Source organism: Streptomyces sp. NPDC051133, from assembly GCF_040682635.1.
Classification (GTDB): Bacteria; Actinomycetota; Actinomycetes; order Streptomycetales; family Streptomycetaceae; genus Streptomyces.
On record NZ_JBFBBK010000054.1, the window covers coordinates 1 to 4,951 of the forward strand.

Genomic DNA, 4,951 nt, shown 5'->3' on the forward strand with positions numbered 1-4,951 from the left:
GCCGGGCTTGGCGCTTGAGGTGGTCGCTGCCGGATTTGGTCACGGTCGTCTCCACAGCGGGACCCCACGCATTCCCGCCGGACGTCGCGTGAAAGGGGCGCAGCCGGACAGACGGGTTCTTCGGGTGGTGCTGCGCGGGACCCGATCTCGGTCCTTGTCCGGCGGCGCTGCCCCGGTGCGGCGTGGGCGCGGGGCAGCAGCGGAAACGGCGGTTCGCGGCATGCCGTTTACTACGGGATCTACCGTAGTGGGTGCCACTGACAACGGGGGCTCGATGGTGTTGAGCAGGCCTTTCACACCGGGAGGACGGTGACCCGGTCCGCGATCCAGCCCGGAAGCTCGAGGATCGCCACGTCCCGGCTGATGACGTAGGGCGTGCCGTTCACGACGGATCCGGGGCCGATGAGATACCCGCCGCTGCGCCGGCCGGGACCGCGGACGTCGATGCCCTGCCCGAGCGCCGTCCGGCCCCCGGAGAGGCTGGCAATCGTGCAGTCGGCCGGGGCGCGGAAGTACAGGTGCAAGCCCCCGCTCGGGGTCCGCACCGTCAAGGTGTCGGGCCAGTCCTGGCCGATCCGGGCGGCGAGTGCCGCAAGCCCCGCCTGGCCATTGCCCTCGACGTCCAGGTCCAGCCCGACCACGCGGGAGGCACGGCAGCCGACGCCGATGTTGTCGCCCTCGCGCCACACGGCACGGACGCGGGAGAGCTCCGTCAGACAGCGGACATGCCACCCGCTCCCGGCCGGCCGCCAACCGCCGGGCGGGAGCGGGAACACCGCCAGCCCGCGCTGGACCAGATCGACGGCCGCGGCCGTGGTCGAGGGCGGCTCAGCACACACAGTGGTACTCGTGGGTGGCGCCGCACTCGCAGCAGTGGAATCCGGTGCCGAAGAACCCGCACTCCTCACAGCTGTACTCCCGGGGCTCGTCCGGTTCGTCGATGCCCAACTCGTACATGTAGACCGGCAGTTCGAGGGCCTCGACGGCCGCTGCGTACGTCGTGACGTCGGCGTACTCGGTGAGGACCTGGCAGAGCTCGTCCCGGCGGGGATCGTCCAGGATGGCGACCGCGTCGTGGTGTCGGACGCCGAACGTCCCCTTGAAAGCAGCGAGTTCCTTCTTGCGGGCGTGGTCCTTCGGCATGGCGTAACCCCTCCAGCGCCGCGGCGATCCCGTGACTCGCCACGCAGGAAGCGTCGGCCGAGGAAAGTACTCAGAGGGGGCTCGGCGCGAGGCACCTTCAGAGGAACGTCCGGTCACGGGCCGAACGGGTTCCGGGCCTTCGAGCCGGGCCCACGGTCCACTGACCGCCACTTTGTACGGTAGTGGATACCACTGACACGCGGGGCGCACGGGGCGCTGCCGCGCGTGGGCAGGTCACGGCTCCTGGCGGGCTGCCGAAAGGTGTCGGCGTACCGGACGGCCTGGTGCTGCCAATCGTTGACCAGACGGACGGTGCCCGCCCGGGTGCTGTGACGAGACGAGGGTGATCCGATGGCGGAAACAGTTCTCCCGGAGGTGCGGGCCGCGCAGCGGCGCGTCATCAGCACGGTGAGGGTGTCCGGCGTGCTGAACAGCGACGGTCTCGCGCTGTGGCGCGAGGCTGGCTGCGGCGAGCGGAAGGCCACCGCCGCCGAGATCGGCCAGGACCTGGAGCTGCTGGAGGTGCCGTACACGATGGTGACGGCATGCCGTTTTCCCCTGGCCAACTCCCGGAGCGAGCAGCTGCGTCGTGGCGAGGAGGTCCGGATCGCCAGGAAGGACCTGACACACCTGGTGCGCTGGATGCCCTCACTGAAGGAGTCCGTTGACAACATCCCCGACGACTGTCCGGGCTGGGGCTTCACGATCTTCCAGCCGAAGGCTGAGGGCATTGCGGTGACGGGCTTCGCCCTGGCGGCGGACTGGCCGGTCTGGACGGAGAAGCAGGCGCGGGCCGCGCGCCTGCTGTGCGCCGTATGCGACTACGACCTGCGTCAGCGCGACGACGAAGACCGGATGCCGTACTACATTCCGCTGCCGGAGAAGCCGAACAGACTCCGTCTGGTGTGCGGGCGGTGCTGCAACCACGGCCGGGAGGAGATGCGGCGCCTGGCCTCGCTCGCCGGGTAGTCGGCGTATCCGGCTCCGAGTAGGCCCAACGCTGGGCTATCGACGTGGACCCGCTGCTTCTTTGGTACGGCCCCGGTCTTCTACGCTGACGCAGGCTCCGGCTGCGGATGCCGGGCCTTTGTCCGTACGGCAGCCTCGACGTCGAAGCGGGGCTTGGCCTCCTGCCCGGCGTGCGCGGTGACGGCGGCCTGGACATCCCCGGCCAGATTCCGCCAGTGCTGCCAGGCCGTCTCGTACGTCTCGGTCTCCTCCGGCGACCAGGGGTGAGCCGTGGGCCGACCGTAGGTGTCCTTCAGTTCCCGTACCCGGCCGTGCGCCTCGTCGGCCGCTCTCTGCATCTCCACAAGATCATCGAATGTGTGTGCCACGTTCATGGATCCTATGTCGCTTGCCTTGGGGCACGGTGCCGCTGACCAGCACGTCGCACGCTCATGGGTCACCGGAGGCGGTCTCGCCTTGGGCCGTCCATGTGCGAAGGACATGCTCCAGGCCGTTCGTCTCCTCGATGAGCTGGATCACCACAGCCGGGTTCTGGCTGTAGAGCCCGACCCAGGTCTTGTATCGCTCCTCGGCGGTGTCGAGGACCGTCCACTCTCCCTGCACGGCCGGGCCGGCGGCGACGAACCGCAGCCGGGCGAGATACCGGCTCCCCATCGCACTCCTCTCCGTCCAGCCTTCTTCCACACGGCGACGGCGGGCCGTCCGGCACCCGTAGGGTACGGAGATGTCTTACACCTCACTGCACCGGGCCATCGGCGTACCGCCCGGCCCCGTGACCGCCGGGATGCTCGAACAGGCCGTTGCTCTCGGCCTGAGCGAGGCGGAGGATCTCGACTGGAAACAGGACGCCGATGATGTGAAGGACAACCGCGAGACCGCCAAGGACTTCGCCGCTCTGGCCAACGCCCGCGGCGGGATCATCATCACCGGTGTACGCGAGGATGGTGCCGACCACGCCGCCGAACTCCTGGGAGTGCCGGACGAGCGTGCCGGGAGCCTCGTGGACAAATTCCGCCAGGTGGCCACCTCGCTCGTACGACCGTTCATCCCTGCCTTCAAGGTCTATTCCGTGCCGCTGTCTGCCTCTCCCGGCCGCTCGGCCGTCGTCGTCGAGGTCCCCCGCAGTCCGGAGGCCCCGCACTTGGTGGTCGTGGACAAGGAGGTTATGCGGTACCCGAAAAGGGTCGGCACGGACACGCCGTGGCTCGGTGAGTCTGAGCTCGAGGCGGCGTACGGGCGACGGTTCGCCCTCCGGCAGGACGCACAGGCCCACTTGCAGCGGCTGTACGACGAACTGCGCCACCGGTCTCTCCAGCAGGATCCGCGCCGGGTGTGGGTCGTCGTGACGGCGGTCCCCACCGTGCCGGCGCCCGTCGAATTGGCCCCGACGGTCAATCCGTCGGTTGCCGATCCGGTCATGGCTGAGATCCTCGACGTCCTCCCCGGCCGCAGTCAGAGCCTGCTGCGCCGACACCTGTCGAGCCCGTACCCCGTGGTGGGGCTGCGCCGCTCCATCTTCACGCCCAGCCGCCCATACACCGCTTTCAGCGACCGCGCCCAGGTCGAACTCCACCACGACGGGTCCTTCGGCGGCGGACTGAACGCAAGCTCCGACGTGCAGATCGGCCCCACCCTGCTGCCCCAACTCCACCTCGAAAGCGCCGTACGCGACTTGGTGACTGCCGCAGTCCTCAATGCCGGCCTGCGAGGCGCCGACGGCGTCCTTCAGCTCCGTGTAGACATCCTCGCCAACAGCCCCGTGGCCCTTGCCGAACGAGACGGCCGGTACGACGAGCAGATCGACGGAAGCATCACGCTCGACGGAAGTCTCCCGGCGCAGGCCGCCCGCTTTGTGACGACGGAGGCTCCCGTCGCCGATCTCGTGGCACTTCCCGAGCGCCGTGCGGAGGCCGCGAAGCGGCTCCTGCTGGACATCACGCACCAGTTCGCCGTGCCCGACTTGCTCCAGTTCTGACCGACTGATTCTCCAGGTCCCTTGAGCGGGTCACCGCGTACGACGGACCACGGACTGTCGACCAAGGCAAACACGGGCTGGGCGACTCCTTCGACGTCGCGTTCCTCACCGAGCGTGACGACGACGCGAATGGCGAGGCCGTGGAAAGGGGGACCCGGCTGTTCGCGGGTGTCGTGCCGGGCACGGACGGCCCATTGTCAGACCCTGCCGGTAGCGTCATGTGTGCAGGGACTCGCGGCACACGCCCAAGGAGCCCTGGACGTGCGGACTTTGCTTGGCGGCTGACCGCACACCAGGGCTCCCGGCGTGTCCCGGGTCCTCCGCCCCGCTTGGTACCGGCAGAAGGAGGAACCCTTGACTGACATTCCTGAAGCTACACGATGCCTACGACAATCGCTCCGACCAGCGGAAACGCACACGAGTGCCGTCGCTGGCCCCCGCGGATCGTGTGATGATGTCGGCGTCGTCGAGCCGGTGGAGATGCCGGCCATCCGATGACCATGCTCGTTATCACTCCCGGCCTGCTGCTCATCGCGATGCTGTCGGTGGCCGTCGGGGTCATCGTGTACCACCACACGAAGAAGAGCAGCGCCACGGTCCCGGCCACCGGAGACCTGGTCGCCGCGATCGGCTCCGGCGTGGCCGTCGCGACGCTCCTCGTGTCGATCGGATGGGCAGCGGCGCCGCCGAGCTCGGCCGACCCGGCCAACGGCGGTGCCGTGCCCACGTGTTCGACGTCGTCTCTCTCTCGCGGGTGTTGAAGGGCACCTGCAGATCTCTACATGCCGGGGCCGGCGGTCGGTGCAGCCAGACCAGGACCGGGAGGCGGGCGCCGGGGCCCGGGTGCGGGGTCCAGACGTTCAG

The 4,951-nt window shown here is 69.1% G+C and carries 7 protein-coding genes and 1 pseudogene; 4 read left to right on the forward strand and 4 right to left on the reverse strand.

Annotation, left to right across the window (positions count from 1 at the left end; genetic code table 11):
• Window positions 1–293: 293 nt before the first annotated feature.
• Window positions 294–839 carry a bifunctional DNA primase/polymerase gene (locus AB0N17_RS36840; protein WP_366016001.1) on the reverse strand — a complete coding sequence of 182 codons (546 nt, stop codon included), beginning with the start codon at window positions 837–839 and terminating at the stop codon, window positions 294–296.
• Window positions 829–1,143 (reverse strand): hypothetical protein, encoded by a 315-nt coding sequence (locus AB0N17_RS36845; RefSeq protein WP_366016002.1) that lies wholly within the window; start codon window positions 1,141–1,143, stop codon window positions 829–831. The genes AB0N17_RS36840 and AB0N17_RS36845 overlap by 11 nt, the downstream gene beginning before the upstream one ends.
• Window positions 1,144–1,494: 351 nt before the next feature.
• Between AB0N17_RS36845 and AB0N17_RS36850 the strand changes: the two genes are divergently transcribed.
• Entirely contained in the window at window positions 1,495–2,112 is a 618-nt protein-coding gene (locus tag AB0N17_RS36850) for a hypothetical protein (RefSeq protein WP_366016003.1), read from the forward strand.
• A gap of 80 nt (window positions 2,113–2,192) precedes the next feature.
• Here AB0N17_RS36850 and AB0N17_RS36855 read toward each other — a convergent pair whose 3' ends face one another.
• Together AB0N17_RS36855 and AB0N17_RS36860 are read right to left on the reverse strand one after the other, a co-directional pair.
• Window positions 2,193–2,480 (reverse strand): hypothetical protein, encoded by a 288-nt coding sequence (locus AB0N17_RS36855; RefSeq protein WP_366016004.1) that lies wholly within the window; start codon window positions 2,478–2,480, stop codon window positions 2,193–2,195.
• A 61-nt stretch (window positions 2,481–2,541) separates the two neighbouring features.
• Complete coding sequence (locus AB0N17_RS36860; RefSeq protein ID WP_352054053.1) at window positions 2,542–2,766, reverse strand: hypothetical protein; 225 nt, start codon at window positions 2,764–2,766, stop codon at window positions 2,542–2,544.
• Window positions 2,767–2,896: 130 nt separating this feature from the next.
• Here AB0N17_RS36860 and AB0N17_RS36865 point away from each other — a divergent pair, with 130 nt between their 5' ends.
• The 3 genes and pseudogenes from AB0N17_RS36865 (at window position 2,897) to AB0N17_RS36875 (ending at window position 4,848) form a co-directional block, all read left to right on the forward strand.
• Window positions 2,897–4,087 (forward strand): ATP-binding protein, encoded by a 1,191-nt coding sequence (locus AB0N17_RS36865; protein WP_366016005.1) that lies wholly within the window; start codon window positions 2,897–2,899, stop codon window positions 4,085–4,087.
• A gap of 86 nt (window positions 4,088–4,173) precedes the next feature.
• Window positions 4,174–4,449 (forward strand): annotated as a pseudogene (locus AB0N17_RS36870) (hypothetical protein); the annotation flags it as partial.
• 132 nt (window positions 4,450–4,581) lie between these two features.
• Window positions 4,582–4,848, forward strand: a complete 267-nt coding sequence (locus tag AB0N17_RS36875) for a hypothetical protein (RefSeq protein ID WP_366016006.1) — start codon at window positions 4,582–4,584, stop codon at window positions 4,846–4,848.
• Window positions 4,849–4,951: the final 103 nt, after the last annotated feature.